This is a genomic window from Shewanella sp. SM101, from assembly GCF_025654465.1.
Classification (GTDB): Bacteria; Pseudomonadota; Gammaproteobacteria; order Enterobacterales; family Shewanellaceae; genus Shewanella; species Shewanella oncorhynchi.
In genome coordinates this window covers 78,099-104,089 of record NZ_JAKKRH010000010.1, presented here as the reverse complement: position 1 = coordinate 104,089, position 25,991 = coordinate 78,099, and the positions used below count along the sequence as shown (strand labels likewise).

General features: G+C 46.1%; 22 protein-coding genes and 1 pseudogene. 6 read left to right on the top strand and 17 right to left on the bottom strand.

What is annotated here, in order from left to right:
* Positions 1-103 precede the first annotated feature (103 nt).
* The 4 genes from L5M38_RS07620 to L5M38_RS07605 all read right to left on the bottom strand — a co-directional run bounded on the left by L5M38_RS07620 (position 104) and on the right by L5M38_RS07605 (position 6,554).
* Positions 104-2,437 carry a M4 family metallopeptidase gene (locus L5M38_RS07620; RefSeq protein ID WP_263178704.1) on the bottom strand — a complete coding sequence of 778 codons (2,334 nt, stop codon included), beginning with the start codon at positions 2,435-2,437 and terminating at the stop codon, positions 104-106.
* A gap of 612 nt (positions 2,438-3,049) precedes the next feature.
* Positions 3,050-3,757 carry an SDR family oxidoreductase gene (locus L5M38_RS07615; RefSeq protein WP_263178703.1) on the bottom strand — a complete coding sequence of 236 codons (708 nt, stop codon included), beginning with the start codon at positions 3,755-3,757 and terminating at the stop codon, positions 3,050-3,052.
* An 85-nt stretch (positions 3,758-3,842) separates the two neighbouring features.
* A complete protein-coding gene (locus tag L5M38_RS07610) occupies positions 3,843-5,408 on the bottom strand; it encodes a cryptochrome/photolyase family protein (protein ID WP_263178702.1) in 1,566 nt (521 codons plus the stop codon).
* Positions 5,409-6,116: 708 nt separating this feature from the next.
* Positions 6,117-6,554: a hypothetical protein gene (locus L5M38_RS07605; protein ID WP_113940113.1), complete on the bottom strand. Its 438-nt coding sequence runs from the start codon at positions 6,552-6,554 to the stop codon at positions 6,117-6,119.
* 209 nt (positions 6,555-6,763) lie between these two features.
* Between L5M38_RS07605 and L5M38_RS07600 the strand changes: the two are divergent.
* Together L5M38_RS07600 and L5M38_RS07595 are read left to right on the top strand one after the other, a co-directional pair.
* Positions 6,764-7,258, top strand: a pseudogene (locus L5M38_RS07600) (transposase); the annotation flags it as partial.
* Between the two features lie 291 nt (positions 7,259-7,549).
* A complete protein-coding gene (locus tag L5M38_RS07595; protein WP_113940112.1) occupies positions 7,550-8,026 on the top strand; it encodes a hypothetical protein in 477 nt (158 codons plus the stop codon).
* Positions 8,027-8,060: 34 nt separating this feature from the next.
* Here L5M38_RS07595 and L5M38_RS07590 read toward each other — a convergent pair whose 3' ends face one another.
* From L5M38_RS07590 to L5M38_RS07550, 9 genes are all read right to left on the bottom strand, one after another.
* Positions 8,061-8,645 carry a DMP19 family protein gene (locus L5M38_RS07590; protein WP_263178700.1) on the bottom strand — a complete coding sequence of 195 codons (585 nt, stop codon included), beginning with the start codon at positions 8,643-8,645 and terminating at the stop codon, positions 8,061-8,063.
* Positions 8,646-8,764: 119 nt separating this feature from the next.
* Positions 8,765-9,151, bottom strand: a complete 387-nt coding sequence (locus L5M38_RS07585) for a gamma-butyrobetaine hydroxylase-like domain-containing protein (protein WP_063883307.1) — start codon at positions 9,149-9,151, stop codon at positions 8,765-8,767.
* Between the two features lie 207 nt (positions 9,152-9,358).
* Positions 9,359-10,687 (bottom strand): HslU--HslV peptidase ATPase subunit, encoded by a 1,329-nt coding sequence (gene hslU, locus L5M38_RS07580; RefSeq protein WP_263178699.1) that lies wholly within the window; start codon positions 10,685-10,687, stop codon positions 9,359-9,361.
* A 19-nt stretch (positions 10,688-10,706) separates the two neighbouring features.
* The gene (gene hslV, locus L5M38_RS07575) at positions 10,707-11,231 is read right to left on the bottom strand and encodes an ATP-dependent protease subunit HslV (RefSeq protein ID WP_006083300.1); all 525 of its coding nucleotides are present in this window, start codon (positions 11,229-11,231) and stop codon (positions 10,707-10,709) included.
* A gap of 147 nt (positions 11,232-11,378) precedes the next feature.
* Positions 11,379-11,966 (bottom strand): type II secretion system protein, encoded by a 588-nt coding sequence (locus L5M38_RS07570; protein WP_263178697.1) that lies wholly within the window; start codon positions 11,964-11,966, stop codon positions 11,379-11,381.
* Between the two features lie 165 nt (positions 11,967-12,131).
* Positions 12,132-12,683, bottom strand: a complete 552-nt coding sequence (locus L5M38_RS07565; RefSeq protein WP_263178696.1) for a dihydrofolate reductase family protein — start codon at positions 12,681-12,683, stop codon at positions 12,132-12,134.
* Positions 12,684-12,698: 15 nt separating this feature from the next.
* The gene (locus tag L5M38_RS07560; RefSeq protein ID WP_173247249.1) at positions 12,699-12,974 is read right to left on the bottom strand and encodes a hypothetical protein; all 276 of its coding nucleotides are present in this window, start codon (positions 12,972-12,974) and stop codon (positions 12,699-12,701) included.
* A 429-nt stretch (positions 12,975-13,403) separates the two neighbouring features.
* Entirely contained in the window at positions 13,404-14,588 is a 1,185-nt protein-coding gene (gene fliB, locus L5M38_RS07555) for a flagellin lysine-N-methylase (RefSeq protein WP_263178695.1), read from the bottom strand.
* A gap of 212 nt (positions 14,589-14,800) precedes the next feature.
* Complete coding sequence (locus L5M38_RS07550; protein ID WP_105251242.1) at positions 14,801-15,403, bottom strand: response regulator transcription factor; 603 nt, start codon at positions 15,401-15,403, stop codon at positions 14,801-14,803.
* Between the two features lie 212 nt (positions 15,404-15,615).
* Between L5M38_RS07550 and L5M38_RS07545 the strand changes: the two genes are divergently transcribed.
* Complete coding sequence (locus L5M38_RS07545; RefSeq protein ID WP_263178694.1) at positions 15,616-17,427, top strand: PhnD/SsuA/transferrin family substrate-binding protein; 1,812 nt, start codon at positions 15,616-15,618, stop codon at positions 17,425-17,427.
* Between the two features lie 7 nt (positions 17,428-17,434).
* Here L5M38_RS07545 and L5M38_RS07540 read toward each other — a convergent pair whose 3' ends face one another.
* A complete protein-coding gene (locus tag L5M38_RS07540; RefSeq protein ID WP_006087077.1) occupies positions 17,435-18,346 on the bottom strand; it encodes a LysR family transcriptional regulator in 912 nt (303 codons plus the stop codon).
* A 111-nt stretch (positions 18,347-18,457) separates the two neighbouring features.
* On the opposite strand from L5M38_RS07540, the gene L5M38_RS07535 reads away from it, so the two are divergent.
* From L5M38_RS07535 to L5M38_RS07525, 3 genes are read left to right on the top strand one after another with little or no spacing between them, the layout of a single operon-like run.
* Entirely contained in the window at positions 18,458-19,594 is a 1,137-nt protein-coding gene (locus L5M38_RS07535; RefSeq protein ID WP_263172956.1) for an alkene reductase, read from the top strand.
* Positions 19,594-20,232 (top strand): ester cyclase, encoded by a 639-nt coding sequence (locus L5M38_RS07530; protein WP_263178692.1) that lies wholly within the window; start codon positions 19,594-19,596, stop codon positions 20,230-20,232. The genes L5M38_RS07535 and L5M38_RS07530 overlap by 1 nt, the downstream gene beginning before the upstream one ends.
* On the top strand, positions 20,229-21,221 hold the full coding sequence (locus L5M38_RS07525) for a polysaccharide deacetylase family protein (protein WP_263178691.1): 993 nt from the start codon (positions 20,229-20,231) through the stop codon (positions 21,219-21,221). Before L5M38_RS07530 ends, L5M38_RS07525 begins: the two co-directional genes overlap by 4 nt.
* Before the next feature lie 104 nt (positions 21,222-21,325).
* On the opposite strand, the gene L5M38_RS07520 is transcribed toward L5M38_RS07525, so the two are convergent.
* The 3 genes from L5M38_RS07520 to L5M38_RS07510 all read right to left on the bottom strand — a co-directional run bounded on the left by L5M38_RS07520 (position 21,326) and on the right by L5M38_RS07510 (position 25,969).
* A complete protein-coding gene (locus tag L5M38_RS07520) occupies positions 21,326-22,486 on the bottom strand; it encodes a putative sulfate/molybdate transporter (protein WP_263164304.1) in 1,161 nt (386 codons plus the stop codon).
* Positions 22,487-22,800: 314 nt separating this feature from the next.
* Positions 22,801-24,189, bottom strand: coding sequence for a tetrathionate reductase family octaheme c-type cytochrome (locus tag L5M38_RS07515; RefSeq protein WP_263164305.1), 1,389 nt, complete (start codon positions 24,187-24,189; stop codon positions 22,801-22,803).
* A gap of 55 nt (positions 24,190-24,244) precedes the next feature.
* The gene (locus L5M38_RS07510) at positions 24,245-25,969 is read right to left on the bottom strand and encodes a DUF3373 domain-containing protein (RefSeq protein ID WP_263178690.1); all 1,725 of its coding nucleotides are present in this window, start codon (positions 25,967-25,969) and stop codon (positions 24,245-24,247) included.
* Positions 25,970-25,991: the final 22 nt, after the last annotated feature.

The following is a 25,991-nucleotide window of genomic DNA, read 5'->3' as shown; positions in this document are numbered from 1 at the left end:
CCACTCAAAAGGGCTGAGTGGCATTAACAAGAAAACGAGAAGTGAATCGATGAATTAGCGCTAGGATTTTACGCTAGCGCCACTGCACGATTAGGTTATGCGATTAAAAATTAACGGTTTCTTCGTTTGAGCAAGGGCCGTTAGTTTCACACACTTTATAGGTGAAGCTTGCGCCAGCTAGGTCAGTGAAGCGGTCAATAAACGATGAACTGCTTGAAGTACCCACCGCAACACCGTTACGGAAGATAGTATATTCATCAGCGTTGTGACCTTCCCATTCGAGTGCAACACGAATGCTGCCGCGACGAGATTTGTTCGCATTTTTTACTGCCATTTCTAATGCGACTTCAGGGACTTCAACCGCAAATTCTGCCGAAGTGCTTGCTGTTGCGCCATCGTTGTCAGTTACAGTCAGTGTCACTGTGTAGCTGCCTGACTGGGCATACTGATGATTGACACTCGCACCTGCGGCATTTGTACCATCACCAAAATCCCAGTTCCATGACGTCAGGTCGCCATCGCTGTCAGTACTGGTGCTTGTGAAGCTACCGTTACCGTTAGCAAAGCTTGCAGTAAAGCCTGCGGTTGGAGCTTGGTTTGGTGTGTCATCGCCGTCATAAGCACCCACTAGGCTCACACCTGTGTAGCTGCTATAGCCGCTGACCATCACCCAATAAGTTCCCGTTTGAGCAGGATCAATAGCACAGCTTTCGGCATTACCTGACTTGTATGGACGGCAATCATAGCTGCTAGACGTCGGCGCTTGACCAAATTTAACATACATGTCCGCATCACCTGTGCCGCCTGACATATTGAAGCTCAGGTTAGTTGCACCGCTAGCGACGTCTAGTTTGTAGTATTTTTTGCTACCTGACGCACCCGCCAAACCTGTCACAGCAACACCGTTGGCGAGCTCAGTGGCTTCTGGTGGTGGCGGTGGTGGTGGGGTTTCGCAAGGGGTGATACCCACAGCGGCAAACGCAGTGACCACATCGCTAGCATTTAAGCCTAAGTCAGTTGCGGCCGATTTAACACCACAGGCGCCTTGCCAGAATAAGCTGTCCGCCGTCCAATATAATTGGTTAGCGACTACAAATGTTTGGAATGCTTTGCGTGTATCCCAACCCGGTAAGTTAGCTAAAGTGTAGAAAGCTTTATTGAATACACCTGAACTGTGGTGCACATCGATGCCATCATAGTAATCGTCGATATGACCGATTGAGATACCGTCTAAGGTTGGATCTGCCATGTAGCGCAGTGCACCGCTGCCTTTAAAGATATCGGCGCCGACTAACCAGTCGTTTGTGCCGTGCATGTAAAATTCAGCAGCTTCACCCGCCATATCTGAGAAGGCTTCGTTCATGCCGCCAGATTGATCTGCGTAAACCAGCCCTGAGTTTTGTTCAGTGAACCCGTGGCTCACTTCGTGTGCCGAGACATCTAAGCTCACTAATGGGTGGAAGGTTGTTGCGCCATCACCGAAGGTCATAGCGCTGCCGTCCCAGAAAGCGTTTTCGTAGTTGTTGCTGTAGTGAACTCGCATCGTTAACTGGAAAGTTAACGGCGCAGTGTTGTACCACTCGCTATACATCTTGTAGATCACGTTACCGAAGTAGTGCGCATCGTTTAATGGCGAGTAAGCACCGTTGATCTCTTTAACTGTATTGCGTGGGCAAGTATAAGAGAAGGCTGTTGCGCCTGATGTAGCACCGTTTAAGTTAACGGTTTTCACGTTAGGTGAGTTCATGGTGCAGGTGTCACCGCTCACTTCAACGTCTAAGTAAGAGAAATCTGTACCGTATTCGTATTGGCCAGTCTTGATGTTACCGCCAGGACCTGTACCGCTCGCGGCGTGGTTAATCCCTTCCCAACGCTTGAGCACTTCACCTGAGTGTGCGTCAATCATAGTGAATGGACGGCTTGGCTCATCGCCATATACAACAAAAGACGTCACATAAACGAGGCGAGTTTTAGCCGCATCATCAAGGTAAAGCCATAATTTTGCTTGTTTGTTTTCAGCTTTTAGGCCGGCAACAGCTTTCTCTGACTTGCCACGAATGGCAATATCTAACGCTTTGTTAGCCGTTAAAGTGGGTTTGACAAAATCAGCCGACTTTTCAATATTTTTTAATACGCGGCCAGACATGTCGCTGTAGAAGCCCATGCTCGATTGTGACGTTGCAACAGAGAAACCATAAACAGGCACGTCATGGAAATATTGTTGTAAACGTTGTTTCTGCTTGCCTTGACCTAGGTCGAGTTTTTTCTCGACTTTGAGTTGGCTACCTGCGTCTAAGTTGAACTGAGACACTAAGTTATTGCTTGAAGACGCGCTTCTAAGAGTACCGACATCGACAACATCGGCAGCAAATGCGGATGTGCCTAACGTGGCCGACACAGCAATGAAGAGTAGCGACAGTTTTTTGTTTAGCATCATGCTTAAAATCCTTTTTCCGTTTGTCATTAACGTTGGAATGCCATACTGCTTAACTGGCTCGGGCGAGCGTTTTTTTATTGTAATTTCTACAGGGTCGTCGGCATCCCTCTGCCATGGCCGAATAGAATGAGCTGTTGCTCAGGCGGAAATTCTCAGATTTTTATTCTGTGTAAAGCGTGAATAACCGCATGACCTTATATGTTATTTAAATGTAAAAGTGTTAACAATCGTACAAAGGAACTATCTTCAGCATTCATTTAGGTGCTTTTAAATTTGAATTAGGACTTTTGGGTAATAGCGATTTAGCCTAGTCAAATGGCGGGTTTTGTGAGTCGTAAAAAGTGCTTTATTGATGAATTTTCATTGGGTTAGGTTGGAATTGTTAGCGAGGTTAAGCGGGTTGTTTCTAGGCGGGTGATTTTTGAGCGGGTGGCTTTAAGGATTAGTGGTGCTTTTGGGCATAACCCTTTTTTAAGGGCAAAGATCCATCGCTTTGCCGGATTCATTTTGAAAAATGTACTTTGCAAGAGCCATTTGAAAGATGGCCTTTGAAATATGTACGTTGCAAGAGCCCGTACGCATCGCGCGACTTGGCTTACTGTTCAGCTTATTTCACCAAGGTAACTCAGTGCCATCGTAGGCGAAAAAGCACCCTGTTTGTGCCGGAGTGGCATTGGCAATGATCGGCAGCAAGCAGTTGGCGACATACTCAGGTGTAAACAGTTTGCTTTTAGGCACACTCTGTTGAAAGGGTTGAGATAATGGCGTATCTGTGGTGCCCGGATGCATGGCTAATACTACGCAGTGTTTCATATTCCGCTGCCACTCAATCGACAGTGTTTTGAGAAACATATTCAGCGCAGCTTTTGAGGCGCGATAGCTGTACCAGCCACCTAATCTATTATCGGTAATGCTGCCGACTTTTGCCGATATCACGGCAAATCTTGCCGAGTCACTTTGTTTTAAGGCATGGCAGAAGTGCTTCGCCAGCATGACGCTGGGCAGGGTGTTGAGCGTTAAATTGTGCTGGAAAAAGGCGATATCCAATGACTGTAGGCTTTTTTCTGGCCCTTTATCTTGGGTGTGCAAAATCCCGACACAGTTAATCATCCAGTCTAATTCAGTGAGTTGTTCACTCAGCTGTTTAATCTCGGCCTCATTGGTCACATCTAGCGCATGCCATTGGATATTATTCTGCGTGTCTTGAGGAAGATGATGCCTGTAGGTGGCGTGCACGGTTGCGTCGGGATATGTCTCTTGGACTCGCTTAACCATGGCTTGACCAATACCCCCACTTCCACCGACGATAAGTACTTTCATGGCAAATTCTCCCTATCCAAATATCTATATCAAATTCTTTATATCAAACTCTTTATATCAATGAGTCACGCTTAACATTACTCAGCTACAAACGGTTTAGGTGAACGAGGTTGTGTTCCGCTGTGGCTAATATGGCGCTTCTTACGGACTCGTCCATTTTGTCCCAAGTTTGGTATAGCATGCCGATCCTAGGATTTTGCGATAATCGCGCGCGGTGTTTGTCCATAAAGCGCCAATAAAAGCTATTGAACGGGCAGGCGAGTGTGCCGCTGCGCTCTTTTATCTTGTAATGACAGCCGCTGCAGTAATCACTCATTTTATTAATGTAAGAGCCGCTGGCGGCGTAGGGTTTAGTACCGACAATGCCGCCGTCGGCAAACAATGCCATGCCGCGGGTGTTGGGCATTTCAACCCATTCGATGGCGTCAACATACACGCCTAAATACCACTCATCGACTTGATTTGGCTCGATTTCGGTTAATAAGCAGAAATTGCCGATCACCATTAAGCGCTGAATATGATGGGCGTAGGCAAAATCTAATGATTGGGATAAGGCTTGTCGCATGCAGTTCATTTTAGTGTCGCCATGCCAAAAATAATCGGGCAGCGTCCCATGGACATCGAGCGCATTAGTGCTGGCGTAATGCGGCATATTCGCCCAGTAAATGCCGCGAACGTATTCTCGCCAACCTAATATCTGCCGCACAAATCCTTCGACTTGAGCGATATCAATCTCAGCATTCGTTTGATAACTTTCGATGGCCGTATTGATGACTTCTAACGGGCTGATTAATTTACTGTTAAGGCTGAATGATAGTCGACTATGGTACAAGCTCCACTTGGCAGGATGTTGCGCTGTCATGGCATCTTGAAAACGGCCAAAGGAAGGCAAGCAAACCTGACAAAAATACGTTAATAATTCGAGGCTTTGCGCACGGTTTATCGGCCACAGCAATGGCGCATCAATACGACCCATGGTCGGAATTTGATGACGTTCAAGACGTGCGAGAATTTCCGTCACATCGAAGCTAAACATTAATGGCTCAGGCAAGACTTTTATATCTTGAGTTTTAAGTTTCTGACGGTTGCTGACATCAAAGTTCCATTGCCCGCCGAGTGGTTTTGCGTCATGCATCAAGATGTTGTAACGCTTACGCATGCGGCGATAAAAGTGCTCCATCATAATGTGTTTGCCGACGGGGAACTGCGCATCGATTTCGTCAAAGGGCAAGATAAAGTGCTCAGTATCGACACAGTTCACCACGGCTGTGTTGAGTTTAAGCTGACTTAATTGCTCAAGTAAGCGGTATTCATCAGGCCTTTGGTATTCAAACTTGATCGCGCCAACCTGTGTCACTTGATGTTGAATTAGAGTCAGTAGATCGCTATAGCCTTGGGTGCCATCATGAGTGTCATCTAGATTCAAATAAAGCACTTGATGCCCTTGCGCACGCAGCTCTTTGGCAAATTGCGCCATTGCCGCAAAGAAGGCACATATCTTTTGCACATGATGGGTCACATAAGTGTTTTCTTGGTGCAGTTCTGCAATCAAATACAGTACTTGGTCATCAACACGGTTAAACCAAGAATGCTGGGCATTGAGTTGATCGCCTAAAATTAGTCTAACTGTATGGAATTGCTGTAATTGCATTAAGTGGACTCGTTGAATGACTTTCGCGGTTAAGCATTTCGCGATGGGATATTGCCTGACATTACGAATTGGGTTGCAGTGAGGATCACAAAGCAGGGTATTTGTCGTGATTTCGACAAGGAGGTTTATCTAAGCTTGGTTTGATAGCTTTTAAAGCAAAGTCAAAGTCGTGGGGCTTCCCCCCTTGATTTCAATCAAGAGCCCTTGCCGAACAACGTCCATGTCTAACCGCCAGTTCGTCATCTTTGGCTCTCGTTTGTACCGCTGTTTCGCAGCACTCACCCTAGCGAAGTTACATGCATTAACTCTTTATTTATAAGCAGGGCTTCGTGCTTATTCAAAATCGCTAACGCTTACGGTGGTACATCCCTATTAATTAAATAAAGAATACGAAAGCTAACTTGGCATCCATGCCTCGCTCATGCGATTTTCTTCAACGCCCTTCAGCAACTTCGCAGGGGAAGGTAAACTTCTGAAGTTTTAGGGTTGTTTGTTAGTATTTAAAAAGAGTACTAACACTCCATTTTTAAAATTTAACAATGGGAGTCTAAATAACAAGAGCTAATTCATATAATAAGGCTGGTGGAGCACGTTTTATATTACAAAAATGAGATTGGGTATCCTTAGATATAAAAACATCGGCCTAGACCGATGTTTTGGGGTTGTCTGATGCAATAAAATTCACATAAACAGTGAGATAGCTAACCACTAATCCCAATATACTGTATAGACATGATAGCCAGCATACGGCTTAGGGGATAGTTGATGTTCGCCATAGGGCCAGCCTGTCCCCATTCCATCTGCCGCGATTCCTTCAATCCATTCTTCCACTTCCGCCAGAGGCGCACAGGTAAGAATATGAATGTTCTCAGCTGCAGGCCATAGCTCATCATCCTCAAGTGCTTCGGACCATTCATCGTGCATCCCAACATAAACACCTTGCACATCTGACCTATGTTCGATTTCTTTCAAGCAACGATAGATTTCTTTGATGGATGGTCGACCATAACCCCAATTATTGGGTGCGATAGACTCTTCATCTTCGTTTTCTAAAAAGTACTCATTTAATGTCACTACAGGACAGTGCTCTGGATCGGCGGTCGATAAGGCGCTTAATTTATTGAGTAATTCCGTTCTCGTTGTCACTGACAATACTCCATTTCTAAGATTTGTTTCCAGCGAAGGTTTAACTGTTTTATCACATATGCAGGGCAAATAATAAATCTGGCCATCCATTTTAGAGCAACAATATAATGCACTTTCAGGTTGCCTACAAAGAAGCTGTTTTCAAGACACCCAGCTTAAATGGCGTGGTAGTTAACCTCCGACTATAAGCATTAAACAAGGAGGTTTATATGCCGCGTCCTCTCAGAACTCAATAAGCCTTGAAGACATTCCCTATTACCATTGCTATAGCCGCGTTGTGCGGCGTGCTTTTTTATGTGGCGATGATGCCTATTCTGGGAAAAATTATGACCATCGCCGTAGTTGGGTTGAGTCACTACTGTTTGAACTTGAAGCCGTTTTTGCTATCGATGTTGCAGCCTTTGCGGTGATGTCGAATTATCTGCATGTGGTGTTGCCAGCCGATATCGACAGTGCCAATCGTTGGACTGACCGCGAAGTACTTGAGCAGTGACATAAGTTGTTTAAAGGCGATAAGTTAACGCAAAAATCCGTTTAAGGAGAGCTAGTTGAGGCGCATGAGGTCAACCGATTAAAGCATTCAATCGCAATTTACCGCAGCCGATTATGCGATATATCATGCCTAAGTTTTCAAAAGAGTGCGATGTTTGAATGAGCTAATAGCAAGACAAGCAAATCAAGAAGATAACTGTACAGGCCGCTTTTAGGAGGGACGGTTTAAATCACTGGCCTTACTTGATGAAGTTGCTGATTTAAAATGGTAGGCCTGATAATTTTCATTCCATTATCCTTGACCATGTGATCGCAGTGTTCGCGCTTCCTTATGCTGCAAATGGCGCCATCAAGCGCTTAGGGATAACTCATTTTTAAATCAAAGTTGGCGAGTCACTGGCGTAATAGTCTTAATCGTTGGGTGCATTGATCAAAAAGTTATTATTTTATAGTATGTTACTCAATTTTAATGCGTCACTTAACGCAGCAGGAGCTTAGTTTGTATGCGGGAATATGATGGAATTGAAAAGCGTTACCAAAGGCCTGATGCCGATTTAGCTAAAAGTTTGATGATTATCGAAAATTTATTGGGTTTTACGCCGCTAGAGGATAGGTTGGAATTTGATTTGTCTTTTTGGGCTGGCGGCTCAGGTGTATTCGATAAGTTGGCGGTTTCATGTTCTGTGACTCCAGAGCAAATGGTACTCGCGCAAGATAAGTTGAAACTCTATTCCCCAGAGGCGGCGATAGCATTGGATGAATGGCGTGATGATTTTATTTGGTTAGTGGAGGATGAAGACGTTTGTACCGATGTGCTGGTTAGGTCGGCGCATTTTATTAATGAGAATAAAGCGCCATTTCAAGATGTTTGTCTTAAAACGCAGTCCATTTATTTCGCTTACATGAGTGATGTGAATGGCTGGACTGCGGTATGGGGTCAGCAAGATAGGCTCAATTATGCTTATTTCTGCCAAGGATAGCCTTTATCTTTAAGTGATTACCGACAATCGCCAGTTAAGTCTTATTTACCAGTCCGTAATCAAGGGCGTAGCTTTTAAGCTTGGCATCGAGATCATCTAGATCTTTATAAAACTCGTCATCGAGCTTATCGAGTACGCTGTACAGGTCTTGGTTATCGGTTGCGGCTAAACGACGATCTCTGTCTATTGGTACTGGCTTTTCGCCAAACACGGCCTGTTTTGCTTGGTGTAGTAAGTTTAACGAGTGGCTTGCTCCCATTTGGATAAGTCCACGTTCAGCAAAGGCGTAATGCTCACCTGAAGAGTTGTCGAAATACTGAATAAATCCACCATTATAGACTTCGCCAGATAAGCAGTTCACCGCATAGTAGTTTTGTTCCTCTGGTCTAAGCGTATAAAAACCTTGATCTTTGTTATGTACCCTTACAACAAGATCTCGCCAAAAGGCTCGAAAGGGACAGGTTTTATCGAGTTCACGCTCTTGTTGGTAGTATTCCTTCGCACGCTCGAGATTTGCACGTATGCCATGTTTGCAGGGCATGCATAAACCCTCATTTTTCTCGGCGGTACTCGGAAGGATTAAGGTTTTACATTCTTGGCAGGGGATTTTTTCCGACATGGTCTTTCCTTTGATACTCAAGTCAGTAAGAGAAGTCACAGCTTCACAAGCTACCCATTGTTAAATTCTCTGTTTCTAGAGTTTACATCCCACAATTAAGTGTCCATTTACCTAACGTACTAGTTGTACTTTATGTTCATCGCAATCAGCGGTTCGCGTGAGGCTTTTTCGGCGCGTAGGCGGGCGAGGTATTTTTCCCATAGATCCACTTGGTGGGTGGCGAGATCGTAGAGTACTTTCCACGAGAATAGGCCTGTGTCGTGGCCGTCATCGAAGACGATTTTCACTGCGTAATTACCGACGGGTTCTATGGCACTGATGTTGACGTTTTTCTTGTGGGTGACCAGCTTGGGGTTGCCGTGACCATGCACTTCGGCTGAGGGCGAGTAGACTCTGAGCATCTCGCAGCTGAGCTGATATTGCTCACCATTATCGAAACTGATTTCTAGAATGCGCGATTTACGTTTCAGTTTAAGATCGGTGACATTGGGCGTTGCTGTGGTCATAGGTTGGCTACCAAGAAAATGCTAAGGATAGGATAACGACTCATTAAAATAACACCTGACTAATGTAACCACTCGCGGCCAAGGATACAAAGGGTAAGCTAGGGTCGCCTAGCGTTTGGAGTCGACTTTTCGGTTGAGTCACACTTTTGCATTTGAGTCGCCGTTCACCGCCAAGTCGTTTGGGCTTGGCGGTGAACGGGTTTTGCACTAGAGGATAAAGCGGCTGAGATCTTCGTCTTGGACTAAGTTATCTAAGTGGGCGCTGACATAGTCGGCGTCGATAACAAAGGCGGAGCCCGATTTTTCCGATGCCTCGTAGGAGATGTCTTCCATCAGCTTTTCCATCACAGTGTGTAAACGACGGGCGCCGATGTTTTCGGTGCGCTCGTTCACTTGCCATGCTGCTTTCGCAATGCTGTCGATACCCGATTCGCTGAATTCAACTTTCACGCCTTCTGTGCCCATCAGCGCGATATATTGCTCGGTGAGCGAGGCGTGTGGCTCGGTTAGAATGCGTTTAAAATCATTGGCTGATAATGCATCTAGCTCGACACGGATCGGTAAACGACCCTGTAATTCAGGAATTAAATCCGATGGTTTAGACATCTGGAATGCGCCCGAGGCGATAAACAGTATGTGGTCGGTTTTTACCATGCCGTGTTTTGTGGTGACAGTGCAGCCTTCGATCAGCGGCAGTAAGTCACGTTGCACGCCTTCACGGGAAACGTCTGGGCCTGAGGTTTCGCCGCGCTTACAGATTTTGTCGATTTCGTCGAGGAACACTATGCCGTGTTGCTCAACCATTTCAATGGCTTGTTCTTTTAAATCTTCTTGATTAACCAGTTTGGCCGCTTCTTCTTCGATCAATAGCTTAAAGGCTTCTTTGATCTTCATCTTGCGACGTTTTGCTGGTGCTTGGCCCATGTTTTTAAACAGACTTTGCAGCTGGTTGGTCATTTCTTCCATGCCTGGAGGCGACATGATTTCGACACCAATTTGCGGTTGGGCCACATCGATATCGATTTCTTTATCGTCTAATTGGCCTTCGCGTAGCTTTTTGCGGAAGACTTGACGGGTATTTGAGTTGGAATCGGTTTCAGTGCTTTCCCAGTCGTTTTTCGGCTTAGGCAACAGGGCATCGAGAATGCGCTCTTCGGCATTTTCTTCGGCGCGTTGGCGACATTTGCCCATTTGCTGTTCACGGGTCAGCTTGATGGCGATATCGGTCAAGTCGCGGATGATTTGCTCGACTTCCTTACCGACATAACCCACTTCTGTGTATTTAGTCGCTTCGACCTTGATAAAAGGCGCGTTGGCAAGCTTAGCTAAACGGCGGGCAATTTCAGTTTTACCAACGCCTGTTGGGCCAATCATCAGAATATTTTTTGGGGTGACTTCTTGACGGAAATCCGCGTCAAGTTGCATCCGGCGCCAGCGGTTGCGCAGGGCGACAGCAACAGAACGTTTGGCCTTTTGTTGGCCAATAATGTGTGCATCCAGCTCGTGGACAATCTCACGGGGGGTCATTTCAGACATAATATTCCTCACGGGCTGTTTAGTAATTGAGTTCTTCAATCGTTTTGAATTGATTGGTGAATACGCAGATATCCGCAGCAATAGTCAGGGATTTTTCGGCGATTTCTAGGGCTGACAGCTCAGTATTTTGCAATAGTGCAAGGGCCGCCGCTTGGGCATAGTTGCCGCCTGAACCAATGGCGACTAAGTCGTGTTCTGGCTGAACGACATCACCATTACCTGTGATGATAAGCGAGGTTTCCGCATCGGCCACGACTAATAGGGCTTCGAGTTTACGCAGCATACGGTCGGTACGCCAATCTTTGGCGAGCTCAACGGCCGAGCGCAATAAATGGCCTTGGTGCATTTCAAGTTTGGCCTCAAAACGCTCGAATAGGGTGAAAGCATCGGCGGTGCCGCCTGCAAAACCTGCCAGTACCTTGTTGTGATATAAGCGACGCACTTTTTTGGCGTTACCTTTCATGACGGTATTGCCTAGGGAGACTTGGCCATCGCCGGCGATGACAACTTGATTATTACGGCGTACTGATACGATAGTGGTCACAATGAATCCTCTTCTGGCCCGCAGCAAAAGTTGCGGTGGATGATGGGATATATATGGGGATGGATGACAATAATTCAAGTAATCGAAGAAAAAGCCACAGGGAGCGGGGGATTTTATGTCCTGTGGCGAACATTGATGTGCAGTGCGTTAAGGCGCTGATAAGGTGGAGCGACCGACAACCGTACGACCATCGATGGGATAATATTTAAGATCCCAATGTTCACTGTCTAAACGGCGATCATCTGATACATAGTTGAAATAGCAGTAGGTGTTTGGATCGCTTATAGCCCCGCCACTATACCAGTAGACGATGTCGATATTAGGTGCTTGCTGTTTTTCCCAATCAGTGTGTGTGGTAAGGACAAAGTTCTGATTATCGAGTAACGATTGCCACAGTTCTCCGCAGTAAGCGCCTTGTAATTGAGTGCCTTGGCTGCTGCTTTGAACCGTGTCTTTTCCGAGTGGAAAGCCCGTGGTGGTTGAGTCTAAAGTGCCGTCACCATAACAGGCGAGATCTTGGGTATAACCTGAGTGACCGCCCGCAAGCCAGCAACTGTGATAAAGCTTAACACCAGAGGTAAAGGCCGCAAATGTGGTTTTGGCTCTGGCATCGTGGGCATCTTGGCCTAGGTTTAAAAACCGTGGTGCTGCGACGACGGCCAAGATCCCAAGGATGATAATGACCACAACCAGCTCAATTAATGTAAAACCCTTCGAGGACTGCAAACGACTCATATTACTCACCTATCTGTTAGAGGACAATATTCTAACGGAACTTTGATTTGCAATCAGTAAGCCATTGATAATATTTAGTTGTTTAACATTGCTGTTACATGGTTATGCAGCAAGATGGTAAGCCATCACTTCACACTTCAATGCAATCAGCCGAATGTAAACGGCTTATAAAGCCATTTTGTCTATAACACGATAGCGGGTTTGTACGTAGCCATTGTCGTACTGCTGCGCGTGAATTGGCATTAATTGAATCGCTTGAGCTAAGTCGCCAAAGAGGGGAATACCTTTACCCAGTAAAGTGGGGATACGAGTGAGCGTGAGTTCCTGAATTAGCCCCGCCGCTAAAAAGCCTTGGATTGTTTGGCCGCCATCGATATAGAGATGTTTGAAGCCACGCTCTCTGAGTTGTTTGCTGATATTTACCGCATCGCCATTAAGCACTTGCACGTGCTCACTTAACGCCGCCGGTACTGTTACACCGCTGCGACTTAATACAAACACTGGGATATTTACATAGGGCCAATCGCAATCGAAGGAGAGGACTTTTTCAAAGCTTTTTCGTCCCATTACAATCGCATCGATAGTGTCGATAAAGGCATTATAACCAAAGTCTTCATCGGGATTAGTACTGGGGTGCTGATTTAAAAAGTCGATATCCCCATTGGGCGTTGCGATATAACCGTCGAGGGTCGCGGCAATAAAAACGGAGGCTTTCATTCATCTTCCTTAATGCTATTTTCGAGCGTGTTTCTCTAATGATTCTTTCAGTGCTTGTTGTTGAGCTAGGCAGTCTTGTTTTGCTTTGCCCGACATATCGTTACACGTTTGACCTTTATCTGGGCCTTCCAATATGGCCGCCGCAACATAAACTGCGGCATCGGCTGCATTGCATTCTTGTTTGCTGTAGGGGGAATTTGTATCACATTTTGAATTAAGTGGCCCAACGCAGCCACTCATACAGGTTAAGACTAAGGTGCTAAAGCTGAGTAATATTAAAGGTTTGAACATTCGCTCTTCCATGATTCATATTATTTTAGATGGTTGGGAAGTATATAACTGCTTTGCAGACGGAACTAGAACTGGATCGTTCTATTTCTACTTTAGTGGTCCTCTCGGAGGAAGGGATTCGCGGATGGAAGCAAAAAAATCCCCGAGGGTATACTTACCCTCGGGTGGAGGTTCAAAAAGCAGTGGATTTCTTGAGCGCCTGCGGGGCACAAAGGAAGGAACCTATGGCGTGATTGTGCGGGCTGCTACGATATTTAACAAAGCAAAATGCACAAACTGCGACAGCTTGTCGCAGGTAGGATGAATTTGTTATGCAGTAAGCCCACCCTACAGGGTAAATTTATATTGCAAACTGAAGATTCACACCTGTGATATTGCTTCATTTAGCTATAGGGTTCTCTTCTTGCTATCGTGATGTTGCTTATACTTTTAGGTATTTGTTTTTAAAAGGCAAATTGCGGCTGGCACACTGTCTATTCCACATTCCTCTAATGTTTTACTCATACTCTCTACAAATTCAGTTTTATGCTGTCTAGCAACCTGGTAAATCTGAAAACACAACACAATATCACTTTCAGATAGTCCTTTATTTTTAAAGGCCATTGCAGATAAATAGCAGCGGATCATAAAACAATCGAGTACGAGTAAACGGAATGCTTCCCAAGATAATTGTTGTGAGTCCGTTAAGGGGAAATGGTGGTGGTAAATTGAATATAAAATATATCGTTCAAAAAGATCCGTATGATTAATCAGTGCAGGTACTGCATGCTCAGTCCAAGCTTGATTTATTCCATCAATTTGATAATTATTTTCCTCATTACACAATAGACCAACTGCTTGGTTTAGTGAGGTAAATCGTGCGCGTGTACCTCTGGAATGAGTTTTACACAACTCATTGTGGACTGTCATGAAGGCATGCATCTGTGGCTGTGGTGTATAAGGTAAATTTTTATATTGCTCCGTCAGTTCACCTGATTGGGCATATAGTTTCAATTGCTGTAGGCGCTTATCTAGTTCTTCTATTGGTAAGATGTTTTGACGCACCTGGTCACTGGCCTTGATTAATAGCCCTATGGCTAGCAGTACTTGTTCCCAATTAACGTCCATACTGACCAATAGGTCAAGACTGTACTCATGGGTTTTTTCTAGCCACATAGGACTTGGCGTTGAATGTTGTTTTACACCACTGATGCTAGAGTGAAATTGAAATGAGTCAGGGCTAAATAACACCAAACGAGCGACTTCTGGGCAAGATAAATAGAGGCTTTCATATTTATTACCGCCAATGACTTTGTGGATCCTTGGATAAGTTTTACATGTGTGACTTAAGGCCTGTTCACCCGCTTTTGCATGTATATCACAAAGTTTATGTTTGTTAATAAATGGGCATGCACCTTGCGCATTAAGTCTAATGTCGGCCCAATCGCTTGTACTTTTCTTTGTTTCAATAAAAGCGGTCTTTGCAGTTGTTGCGAGCAATGGGTGTTTAATTGTGTTTTTATAGCTCTTTTTATCGAATGAAATTTGCCAATCGTAACAGCAACTGTCTTCGCATTCAGGTCCAACACATTGGAATAGAGTGACATAACTGGGTTTTATAATGAGATTGTCCATCGATAATTTCGTTAAATTCACAGTGATTTAGAACAAATGTAGCAAATCAAGCTCGCTCATGCCAGTTTTGTTAAGTTGAGGTTGGATGTAAGTCAGTTTGGGTAAATTAATATTGAGACCTCATCTAAACAGTGTCGCAGAAATATTTTTTAATTAGATCTTACCTCTTATTAGGATGACTTTTTATTACGCACTTGATATTGGTTCATTATTTATAAGACAGAATTCAGATTGCCTAAGTGCTGCACTAGCTCTGCCATATTGTTCACTTCGAGCTTTTTCATGATTTTTGCGCGGTGTACTTCAATCGTGCGCAGGGATAAAAACATCGCCTCCGATATTTGCTTGTTAGTCATGCCTTGGATCACATGGGCTAACACTTGCTGTTCGCGCTCGGTCAGTTGGTCAAACTTATGCTGCAGACTTTGCTGCTCGAAGGCCGCTTGGCTTTCACGCTGTGCCTTTTCAATCGCTTGTACTAATGCTTTACCCGATACGGGTTTTTGAAAAAAATCGCAGGCCCCCTTACGAAAGGCGCTTAACGCCATAGGTAAATCGCCGTGTCCAGTGAGAAATATCACGCCTAGCGGGCTGTGGGTTTCCAGTAATTTTTGCTGCACTTCTTGGCCGGTGATTTCCGGCATTCGACTATCTAAAATCACGCAGCCCGCCTGTGATAATGCACAGTGCTCAAGGAAGTCGCGGCCGCTGTTGAAGGTTTGCACTTGATAGCCAAATTGTCCGAGCATAAAGCCCAGTGAATCCAGAATCGCTTCATCGTCATCGACTAGATAGAGTGGCAATTTTATCGACATGGTGTTCCTTGTGGGGCGGTAAGCATGCTATCAGCTTAAGCTGGGTGCAGAGTGGGCTCAATTTTAAGCCTAGGTCTTGGGAGATACATCACTAAATTAGCCAATTCCCTCTGGGCATAAACCAGAGTTTGGCGGCATTTCACAACTTGATTTTTATCTGCGAGCTAAAGTCGTTCCATGACAATGGCATATAAGAGTGGGTAATAGAGGCGATGACGATTGACTCTTGGTGTAAAGCGATATTGATGGGATTCTTGCTGAGTATCATTGGGCTTAATCCGTCCTATGCCAACGAAGCGACAGAAGTTAACCATTTTAGAGTCGGAGTGCTGGCAAATCATGGCGTGTTACAGGCCAAGCAGCGTTGGCAACCTATGATGGATTACCTCAGTGAGCAAGTGCCTAATAGTCATTTTGAAGTCGTGCCTGTGGATTTTAATGGCATGCGTAGTCAGTTACTTGAGCATGATTTGCAGTTTATCGTCACTAACCCTGGGCAATATCTGCATCTAAGTAACAATTTCCCGTTGTCTTGGCTTGCGACAATGAAGAGTCGTAAGCATCAAGGCAGTACTTTTACCATAGGTGCGACCATTATTGTCCGCGCCGACAGCCCTATCCGTACCTTGCAGGATTTGCGCGGGCGCAATGTGGTCGCCAGTGATCCGCAGGCCTTGGGGGGGTATCAAGCGGCAATGGGGTTACTGCATAAAATGGGTTTTTTACCCGAACAGTTTTTTGGGCAAGTGCGCTTCCTCGGGTTCCCGTTAGAACCGCTTATCTATCAAGTCAGAGATGGCAGTGCCGACGCCGCAATAGCGCCTTTTTGTACCTTAGAGGAAATGATCGCAACGGGTCTTGTTAATCAGGTCGATTATCGGGTTATCCATCCTGCCACGCCTGCAGGATATGATTGCGAGGTGAGCACTCAGTTATACCCAAACTGGTCATTCGCTGCGGCGGATACGGTTTCTCCTAAGTTGACGATGGCGATTACCCGTGCCTTATTCGATTTACCCGCCGATCATATTGCAGCAATTACCGCCGATACTTTGGGCTGGACTGCGCCCGTGAGTCAGTTAAAAGTGATTGAGTTATTTAAAGAATTACAACTACAGGGAGCATCACCACCACTTTATCAAACCGTATACAAATGGATGGCAAAAAATAAAGAATGGGGTGGTGCACTGTTGTTAATTTTCATTATTTCCACCATTTATCACCTGTGGCTTGAATATAAGTTTCGCCAGAAAAGTGAGTTTTTAGTCAGCACTGAGCGTCAATTAAAGGACAAGGCACTGCAGCTTGAGCGACTGCAAAGTGCGGCGATTCTTGGGGAAATAGGTGCAGGACTTGCCCATGAACTCAATCAACCCATAGCCGCCATTACCCAATACAGCGAAGGTGCCATGCTACAACTGGAAAGGCTTGGGCAAGATAATCCGGAACTCTATGATGTACTCGGTAAAATTAATGCGCAGTCGATTCGCGCCGGAGCGGTTGTGCATCGTATTCGCGGTTTACTCAAGCGGCGTCAGGCCAAGACCGAACCTTTAGATATAGTGCCAGTGGTGAAAGAAGCTTTAGCTCTGTTGCGGCGCGAGCTAGACCGCGCGAATGTGCAAGTGAATGTGCGAGTGCAGGGTGAGCCCTTTGAACTGATGGGCGATAGCGTTGGTTTAAGTCAAATGTGGGTCAATTTAGTAAAAAATAGCTTAGATGCGTTAGAAACCTGCGGCGATAATCGTGTGCGTCAATTATGGATCGATATCTATTATCATCCAAATGAAATCAAAGTGTTAGTTATTGATAATGGCGAAGGGCTACAGGGGCAGGCGAGTGAGTTGATGGCATCTTTTGCCTCAACCAAAGATGCAGGATTAGGGCTTGGCTTAGCCATCTGTAAGGATGTGGTCACCCGCCATCACGGCAGCATTCAAATCGAAAACTGTCAGCAATCCACGCAAGCGTTACTCCCTTGGCAACAGGGCTGTGTGGTGACAGTCGTGCTTCCCAAGGAATAAATTACCATTAGGGCAGTGGATAGTTTTGGGCGAACTGACCAAGCTTTTCTACTAAAAACTCTATGGTGCGACGGATCTTATGGCTGGGATAATCGGTTTGTAGGTATACCAATTGCAGTGGGATCGGTGGGGCTATTTTATCGGCTAGCACTAAGTGGAGTCTGCCTTCGGTCACATCTTGCGCCACATCGAGCCAACTCTTATAGGCAATTCCACGACCTGAGAGTGCCCAGTCGCGGATCACTGCGCCATCGTTACAGAAACGTTGGCCTCTGACTTCGATTTCAACGGGCGCGCCGTTATGACTTAACTTCCATTTCTGCCACGGCTCACCGCCGCGATTTAAGATCAGTACTGCGTGTTGGCTCAATTCATTTAGCGTGCTTGGTGTGCCGTGTTGTGCCAGATAAGCGGGTGAGGCGACCAGTACCCTTGGGGTCATGGCGAGCTGACGCCTTTTAAGGTTTGAGTCGTCAAGTTGGCCATAGCGCAAAGCCAAATGGATATTTTGGTCGATTAAGTCTGTCATATGATCGCCAAAATACAGCTGCACTGTCAGTTCTGGGGCGCTGTCCATCAATTCATCGAGCCAAGCACGGATCTGGCTGCGGCCAATATCCGAAGGTAAGGCGAGGCGTACTTCGCCCTTAAGCTCACCCCTGTGTTCGGCTAAATTGGCGCTGGCGGTTTCGAGAATCGCCAGTGCGGGTTTCGCCGAATCGAGAAAGATCCGCCCTTCTTCTGTGAGCTGTAAGCGCCGCGTCGAGCGAGCAAATAGCTGACATCCTAGCTTTTTCTCTAATCTTTGCAGCGCGGCACTTGCCGCTGCCGGCGTCATGCCTATTTCTTTACTGGCTGCCGAGAGACTTTCTAAGGCTGCGATACGCAGCGCTAATTGCAGATCGTTTAAATGATACATATCAAATTATTTTTGAAAATGATTTTAATAATAGCCTGATTATCAATATAGATTAACTAATGCACAATTGCACCACTGATGTTTCATCTTAATTTCTGGTTCGGAGTGTGTATGAGTCTATTCATGTCTTACAAATTAGCGTCACTGGCATTAAACAATCGCATTGTGATGGCCCCTATGACTCGGGCGCGTACTACGCAGCCAGGCAATATTCCTAATGATCTGATGGCGCAATATTATGCCCAGCGCGCCTCGGCGGGGTTAATCATCACAGAAGCGACACAAATCTCCGATGACAGTCAAGGCTATTCATTTACGCCGGGCGTGTATACCGCGGAGCAAATTGAGGGTTGGAAAAAAGTCACAGCGGCAGTGCATCAGGCTGGTGGTAAAATCTTCAATCAAATTTGGCATGTTGGCCGTGTATCGCACCCGATTTTTCAGCAGGGTAATGCCCCGATTGCGCCATCGGCCATTGCGCCCGTTGGCACTAAAGTATGGATTGTGGATGAAGCGCATCCTGAAGGACAAATGGTGGATTGCCCAGAACCTAGGGCTATGGTGCAAGCCGATATCGACCGCGTTGTGGCCGATTTTGCACAGGCGGGAGTGAATGCGGTTGCGGCGGGTTTTGATGGCATCGAAATTCACGGTGGCAATGGTTATCTAATTGACCAGTTTTTACGCACCAATTCAAACCACAGAACTGATGCCTACGGCGGTTCTCAGGAAAATCGCATTCGTTTTTTACTCGAAATTGTCCAAGCCGTGAGTGCGAAAATTGGTGCCAATAAAGTCGGGGTTCGCCTCGCCCCTTACGTGACGTTTAAAGATATGGCGTGTCCTGAAATTGTAGACACTATTCTGTTAGCAGCTAAGCATTTATCGGCATTGGGCGTGGCATATTTACATCTTTCTGAGGCGGATTGGGATGATGCGCCACAGGTGCCAGAGTCCTTTAGAGTCGAGCTGCGTAAAGTCTTTAAGGGCAGCATTATTGTTGCGGGTCGCTATGATGTGGCGCGTGCCAATGAAGTGATTGATAACGGTTATGCGGACTTAGTTGCCTTCGGTCGACCTTTTATTGCGAATCCTGATTTGCCTTACCGTTTAATGCATCAATTGCCTTTATCTGCATTCGACAAAGGGCCCTTGTTTGGCGGTAGTGCGGCGGGTTATACCGATTATCCTACACACAACGAAGCATTGAGAGCCGTCATCCGATCCGCTGACGATGAGGTGGCATAATGGATCGGGTTAACACTTTGTATGTTCAGCGCTTACCCGCTTGGCTTAGTTTAAGCCTATGGTTTTCAGGCTTTATAGGTATCGCTATTGTGGGTTTTAGCTTAGCAAGTCTGAGCATGGATGCGTTAGCCGCTCAAGGGGCAACAACACAGGATAGTGCTAAAGTGCGAGCGACATTAGTGCCAAAAGTGGCTGCAATGGAAACGATTTCTGATGAATCACCGCAGGCACTAGCTATCGCCCGCGCCGCTTTGTTATATGCCAGTTTTTGGCACACGGGCGATGCAAGTTTTGCCCACGGCGCATTGGCGACTGGGTTTATCGACCGTACTCTGCCCGCTGGCCGCGCACAGGGAATCACGGGGCCACTCGAAGCCTCAAAGGCATTTAGGGCAGCGGTCCCCGATCTCTCTGTTTCAGTTGAGCATTTGCTAATAGTTGGCGATCGTGCAGTGGTACGTCTGCGTTTTAATGGCCGCTTCACTGGTGTCTTTGGTGAGCAAAAAGGCCAAGGGCAGAAAATCGATTTTCGTGCTGTTGACATGTATCGAGTACGGGATGGTTTCATCACAGATAACTGGCACCTCGAAGATTATCAAACGCTATTTTCTCAATTAGCTACAGGGACTCAATCATGAATCAACGTCGACGATTTTTAATGGCAGGTGGCGCCATCGCTGCTGGGTTCGGCCTAAGCCAAACGGCGCTTGCTATTGGTTTACCATCATTAGATACCTTAGAAAATGACTCCAAAAGTTCAGGTGGCAGTGGTATGAACAAAATATTTTGGCCAAGTGGTGAGCAGTTAGTGATTTCAATCTCAATGCAGTTTGAAGCAGGTGCTCAAGATAAAAATGCCGAAGGGCCGTTTCCGCCGATGGAAAAGGGCTATCCAGATACCATCACCCCGACTTGGTACGATTACGGTATGAACGAAGGCATTCCAAGGCTGCTGCGCTTGTGGCGTAAGCACAATATCAAGGTGACTTCTCACATGGTTGGGCGCGCCGCTGAACTACATCCTCAACTTGCCAAACAAGTTGCAGATGAGGGGCATGAGATTTCGGGCCACGGACAAACGTGGACGCCACAATACAGCATGTCGCCAGTAGAGGAACGCGCCTCCTATGTGGCGAGTATTGAGACGCTGCAAAGGATCACAGGTCAGCGCCCCTTAGGTTTTAATGCCTTTTGGATGCGCCACAGCACTCAAACCCTCAATATTTTGCAGGACTTAGGTTTTATTTATCACATTGATGACCTATCGCGGGACGAACCTTCAATTATCCCAGTAGGAAATAAGCCTTTTGCGGTTGTGCCTTACACATTACGTAACAATGATATCGGACGTTTTGGTGGCAACACTGCTATGACGGCCACGGCCTTTTTGCAGGAACTAAAGGATGAGTTCGATATGCTCTATCAAGAAGGTTCGACGCAGCGACGGATGATGTCGATCAGTGTGCACGACCGTATAGGTGGTGCTCCTGGACTTGTGACCGCTTTAGATAAGTTTATTCAGTACGCTAAAGGTCACACTAACGTAGGCTTTATGCGTAAAGATGCCATTGCTAAATGGGCGCTGGCGCAAAAGGACACACCGACCAATCCTGCAAGAACATTTTAGCCTGCTGTAGCTTTGTTAGAAGAGGTTTGAATGGTTAACAAAAAGCGCGTTGTATAACGCGCTTTTTGTTTTTGGGAACCCTTATTACAGCGAGTCGGAAGTGATTAACGCATGGCCAGCATGGCCCAAGTGCGGCGACCCTGCTCCAGAATAATCCCTACGGCAAGCCCTGCGGCGGCGTTGATGGCAAGGCAAGTCACTGCTGTTGATAAAATCACAAAGATACAGAAGGGCTTACCATCGATTAAGCGTTTTGACCAGGCGAGTTGCAGCCCCGCTGTGGTGAGTAAGCTGCCAAGAATTGCCATAGGAATAAGGCTTAATAGCCAAGCGATATTAGTACCCCAGCACAGGGCTATCATTAAGCACGTACTGCCAAAAATTAACGGCGCCAGATAAGTGCGAGCACCAAAATGGTATTGCACCGCAAGTCCGCCCGCACCGTGGCACATTGCCGAGGCACCAAAGGGCGCGAGCAATAAGTTGGCAAGACCAGAGCTAATGGCGAAGTTTTTGGGCGTGAGTTTGGCGGCATCTTCAGGGAATTTCTCCTGTGCCATTACAGACGTGGCAATGACCGCATTGGTTAAAGTTAATGCCAGTTGTGGCAAAACCAACAAAAGGGCGGCAGAGGTCCATTCAACTGATGTCGGCCAAGCCAATTGAAATGGAGCTGTCACTGCTTGAATATCAAAGTTAGTGGCTAAATTAGTTTGTGTACTTGCTTGCCAAATCATCCCCGCTGCTATGACTAAGGGCATGGCAAGGTAGCGCAGCGGCAAAAATTTACTGATAAATAACAGTACAAATGCCCCCACGCCAACCAGCCAAAATTCACTCATCATCTTAGTGCCCATCCACATCAGTTGCAGACCTATGGCGAGTTGAATGCCAACACTCACAGCTTGGGATAACTGTTTGGCTAACCAAGTGATAGCGCCGCTAAAGGCGAGAATTAACAGGATAATGCCCATTAACATGGCGCTTGCCTGCAACATGCCTGGGGTTAAGCCCTGAGCAATCACCAGTGCAGCGATGACTTTCATCGGTTGTACCGGAATCGGGCGACGGTAAAACAGCGCGCTGAGAATAGCGAATAGACCAAACCCCAAAAATATCCCTTGGGGTGAAAATTGATTGAGGGCAATTAGCCCTAACACCAAAGGTAAAAAAGTGCCTAAGTCGGCAAAAGCGCCACTGGTTTCACCGAGTAAACGGTTGAATGAAGGATTGGATACTGTTTGGGAAATTTTGCCCGAGGTCATACTGATTGCCGTAATTGAACACGCTATGACTACGCAAAATAAATGCCATAAAAATCAGATGATTTGGGGGGTAAACAGAGTCAAACTACCGTATTGAGTCACTCAATGAGACAAACTGGGGCAAGGTCGAAGAATGGCTGAGTCTAATTGTCTTTTTGAGTGAGAGTAACAAGATAATAAAAAGAGAGATCTTAGTGAACACTAAGATCTCAAAGGGTATTACTGGGAACTCGATTTGGTTCATCAGTTGTGTTCACTTCGATGCCTTACTAAAAGTAAGATATCTGTGATGCTCAAATCAGTGAACGATTCAATCAAGGCTGTTTGTGTTTTGGCCCTTGTTTATTTTTCATCGGGTCACCTTGATAACCTAGGGCTTGCCAATCGAGTCTTGTGCCTTTGTTATGGCAGTCGTTACAATTTAATGCTTGCTCCTTTGGTGACACCATATGGTTTATCCGCCACCACATTTCAGTGGCTGCAAAGTCATATTCACCACTGTATTTGATGCCTTTCTCAAGCATAGTCGTGTTCGCTTCCATTCCTAGTTTTGCCGCTAAGTTCCAATCAAACTCGCTCCAGAATCCCCCTTTGCCATAGGTTTTCGGTGTGATAAAAATATTGAGTTTTTTATCGTAAATTTGTTTACCCGTGTGCACCTTGAAAGGATAGATTTTTGCTTTGACATCATTTATATCGCCAATGGGATAGGTCAATTTAGTGACTGTACTTGGATCCATTTTATCACCTGCCATATAAGCATTGGCTGTGCCGTTGTACCAAGCGTATTGGGGTTTGACCATTTTTTCCCAAACAAAATCTCCTTTTTTCTTTTGGTAGGTATGCTTACCGTATTGGTCGAGTGTTTCTTTTTTATCATCTCCAGCTGTTGACCAGTCCCAGCGCATTTTTGTCGGTTCGTTTTTAGCAAAATACGGAATATGACAGGTTTGACAGGCAACTGCCGCTGTATGAGTATTGAGTTTTTTGTTCGCGTGCGGCGCTGATTCGTGGCAGTTTTCACAGCCAATATGGTCGACACCACCGGGTGAAACCCCCATAGCATTACCTGAGATCATGTGTTTCTCAGTGGTGTGGCAGTTCTGACATTGAAAGTCATTACCGTCGCTATCCATATGCACATCCGTCGCTTTGTCTGGATAAGACATGGATGAGTCTAAGTCCCCATGTTTTACCGCGTCACCACCGCCACCATAGAAGTGGCAACTACCGCAGTTATCCCGTACAGGTTCGCCAACGTTTTGAGCTATTTTAGTCAGATCGAGCTTTGCCATAGGTTCACCTGCGCCAGCGGGATCTTTAACATAAGTTCCTGTAGTGTCGTGACAAACTAGGCAGTCGACTTTGGTTTTATCTTTAAAGTCAAAGTTACTGTCTTTCCAACCATAACCCGCGTGACAACTGGTACAGCGGGGTTCATTGCTGGAAATGGCAACGCAGAAGTTATTAATGCTGTTTTTCTTACCTCTTACTACTGTCCTATCGGGAAGTTTTTGTTCTAACTCCCAAGTCCAATGGGAGGTTTTCATCACGTCAGTCGCTTGATTTTCATGGCAGACTAAACATTGTGTGGTCACCTGTGAGCCTGTGGTAAACGGGCCTTTAAGTGCCTCTTTATGGGGATTAGCGGCGTAGGCATTTAATGTCATGCCCGCTAAGGCAATGAGGATGAGCTTATTCATTTTGTACTCCCGCCCTCGATGTAACCGAGGGCTGATCGTTGTTATCAATGACGGATTAGAAGTTGATGGTGAGTGAGGCGTTGACATCAAACGCGGTATCAACCACTGGCAACATGGAATAAGCAGAGCCAGCTAGCACATCGTCGATTTTTTGTGGAGCACCCACAGGTGTACCGCTGCCTGTGTACTCGTAGTCGTAATAAAGGCCAGCAAGTTTGATAAACATTTTGGGGTTAATATCAAAGATGTAATAGGCTTCTGCTACATGTCCTCGGGTAGCTAACTTACTACCAATAGGGTCATCCTGTGCCTGGGTAAAAGGCGTCCAATATTCGGAGCCATAGTTATATTCCAGACCCAATTTGCCGTAGGGAGCAGGAATTTGTACGCCGACATAAATACCATAACCGTCTTTGGCTTCGGTATTGTCACTGGTTTTTGGCACCATAATAATCTCAGTACCAGTGCTGTTTAGCTCGGCTTCAAATATGGCATCGGATAACATGCCGCCAAACATGCCTGCGTTACCGTTAGGCTCGGCGCGAGTCCAGCCGAATGATGCAAACCATTTGATATCGTTTGCTTCTTCGCGCGCAAAACCAATTCCTCCTAGATACATGTCGCCGATAACCCCGCTGGGTTGTACTCGGGTAACAAAGTTAAAGTTGTCGAACTTTTGCATATCTTGATACATGGTGGGGGCGAAAATGCCTGCAAGCTGGGTAGGGAAGGCCATGGTGCCTTTAAAGCCGTCATTAACATCTTTGGCGCCAAACAGGGTGAACTGGAGGAAGTTGGTGCCATCGTTGATCGCATCGATATTAAAGCCACCAAGGTGAGTATCCTTGGTGACAATATCACCAAACATTTCGCCATTTCCCCATTGTGATTCAAAGCCTTGGCCGTAACAGAAACGGACGACTTGGCCTTCGATACCTGTGATTTCGCCTAGGTTGTAGCCTAACGTGGCGCCATCGAAGTTGAAGTTGACTAAATGTCCTGAAGGTGTGCCGCCACGCATTTCATTCTCGCGGTAGTGGCTGGGTGGACCATAGGTGGAAGGGCGACGACCTATGGAAAGATAAAACTCTGATCCATTAATGTTTTTCCAATCGAAATAGGCGCGTTCAACCCGCAGCCAGTCACCACTGGTATTGCCGCTACTGGTACCATCCATAGTGAAAGACCGCCAAGAATCAAATACTTGAACTCCGGTAGAATCACCCCAGTTTTTATACATACTGAGGCGGCCAGCAAAACTGACGTTATCCCATACCTTAGCTTTCAGATTTAACCGCAGGCGAGTGGTGTAAAAAATATCGTTATCTATGTCCTGTACACTTTTGGGCGCGAGCACATAGGGCATCACGCCCTGTAACATGCCATTTTGGAAGGCTGCAGCAAGGTCTGGATTAGCTTGCATCATTTTCCCTAGTGGGGAGTTGAGATCGTTGGGCATACCGAAAGCGCCGGACATGGCTTTGGCACCAAAGTCGTTGAAATTGACTTTGATGGCAGGATTCCAGACAACATCGCGGTAATGTAGTGAATGAGCTTTAGTGCGGAAATCACCTGTAATTTCAAGGCGGTCTAACGATGTGTGCCGCTCGGTTTTGTCGACGCGATTATTGAGATCATCCAATTGCTCGGTAATATCAGCAAGCTTCTGTTTTAACTCGGTAATTTTTTGATTTTCCTGTTGTACATCATTAGGTGTAGCAAAAGATTGGCCTGACATAAACAAGGCATTGGCAACGAGGATTGAGATAAGAGTACGCATAAGGTTTCTCCCAGAGTTGTTC

Coding starts and splice junctions, on each gene's coding strand:
- L5M38_RS07560 (WP_173247249.1), bottom strand. CDS start 12,974: ATGTTCAAACCTTTAATATTACTCAGCTTTAGCACCTTAGTCTTAACC.
- L5M38_RS07530 (WP_263178692.1), top strand. CDS start 19,594: ATGGATCGGGTTAACACTTTGTATGTTCAGCGCTTACCCGCTTGGCTT.
- L5M38_RS07540 (WP_006087077.1), bottom strand. CDS start 18,346: ATGTATCATTTAAACGATCTGCAATTAGCGCTGCGTATCGCAGCCTTA.
- L5M38_RS07535 (WP_263172956.1), top strand. CDS start 18,458: ATGAGTCTATTCATGTCTTACAAATTAGCGTCACTGGCATTAAACAAT.
- L5M38_RS07590 (WP_263178700.1), bottom strand. CDS start 8,645: ATGTCGGAAAAAATCCCCTGCCAAGAATGTAAAACCTTAATCCTTCCG.
- L5M38_RS07585 (WP_063883307.1), bottom strand. CDS start 9,151: ATGACCACAGCAACGCCCAATGTCACCGATCTTAAACTGAAACGTAAA.
- L5M38_RS07615 (WP_263178703.1), bottom strand. CDS start 3,757: ATGAAAGTACTTATCGTCGGTGGAAGTGGGGGTATTGGTCAAGCCATG.
- L5M38_RS07570 (WP_263178697.1), bottom strand. CDS start 11,966: ATGAGTCGTTTGCAGTCCTCGAAGGGTTTTACATTAATTGAGCTGGTT.
- L5M38_RS07595 (WP_113940112.1), top strand. CDS start 7,550: ATGCGGGAATATGATGGAATTGAAAAGCGTTACCAAAGGCCTGATGCC.
- L5M38_RS07520 (WP_263164304.1), bottom strand. CDS start 22,486: ATGACCTCGGGCAAAATTTCCCAAACAGTATCCAATCCTTCATTCAAC.
- L5M38_RS07545 (WP_263178694.1), top strand. CDS start 15,616: ATGACGATTGACTCTTGGTGTAAAGCGATATTGATGGGATTCTTGCTG.
- L5M38_RS07565 (WP_263178696.1), bottom strand. CDS start 12,683: ATGAAAGCCTCCGTTTTTATTGCCGCGACCCTCGACGGTTATATCGCA.
- L5M38_RS07525 (WP_263178691.1), top strand. CDS start 20,229: ATGAATCAACGTCGACGATTTTTAATGGCAGGTGGCGCCATCGCTGCT.
- L5M38_RS07550 (WP_105251242.1), bottom strand. CDS start 15,403: ATGTCGATAAAATTGCCACTCTATCTAGTCGATGACGATGAAGCGATT.
- L5M38_RS07515 (WP_263164305.1), bottom strand. CDS start 24,189: ATGAATAAGCTCATCCTCATTGCCTTAGCGGGCATGACATTAAATGCC.
- fliB (WP_263178695.1), bottom strand. CDS start 14,588: ATGGACAATCTCATTATAAAACCCAGTTATGTCACTCTATTCCAATGT.
- hslU (WP_263178699.1), bottom strand. CDS start 10,687: ATGTCTGAAATGACCCCCCGTGAGATTGTCCACGAGCTGGATGCACAC.
- L5M38_RS07610 (WP_263178702.1), bottom strand. CDS start 5,408: ATGCAATTACAGCAATTCCATACAGTTAGACTAATTTTAGGCGATCAA.
- L5M38_RS07510 (WP_263178690.1), bottom strand. CDS start 25,969: ATGCGTACTCTTATCTCAATCCTCGTTGCCAATGCCTTGTTTATGTCA.
- L5M38_RS07620 (WP_263178704.1), bottom strand. CDS start 2,437: ATGATGCTAAACAAAAAACTGTCGCTACTCTTCATTGCTGTGTCGGCC.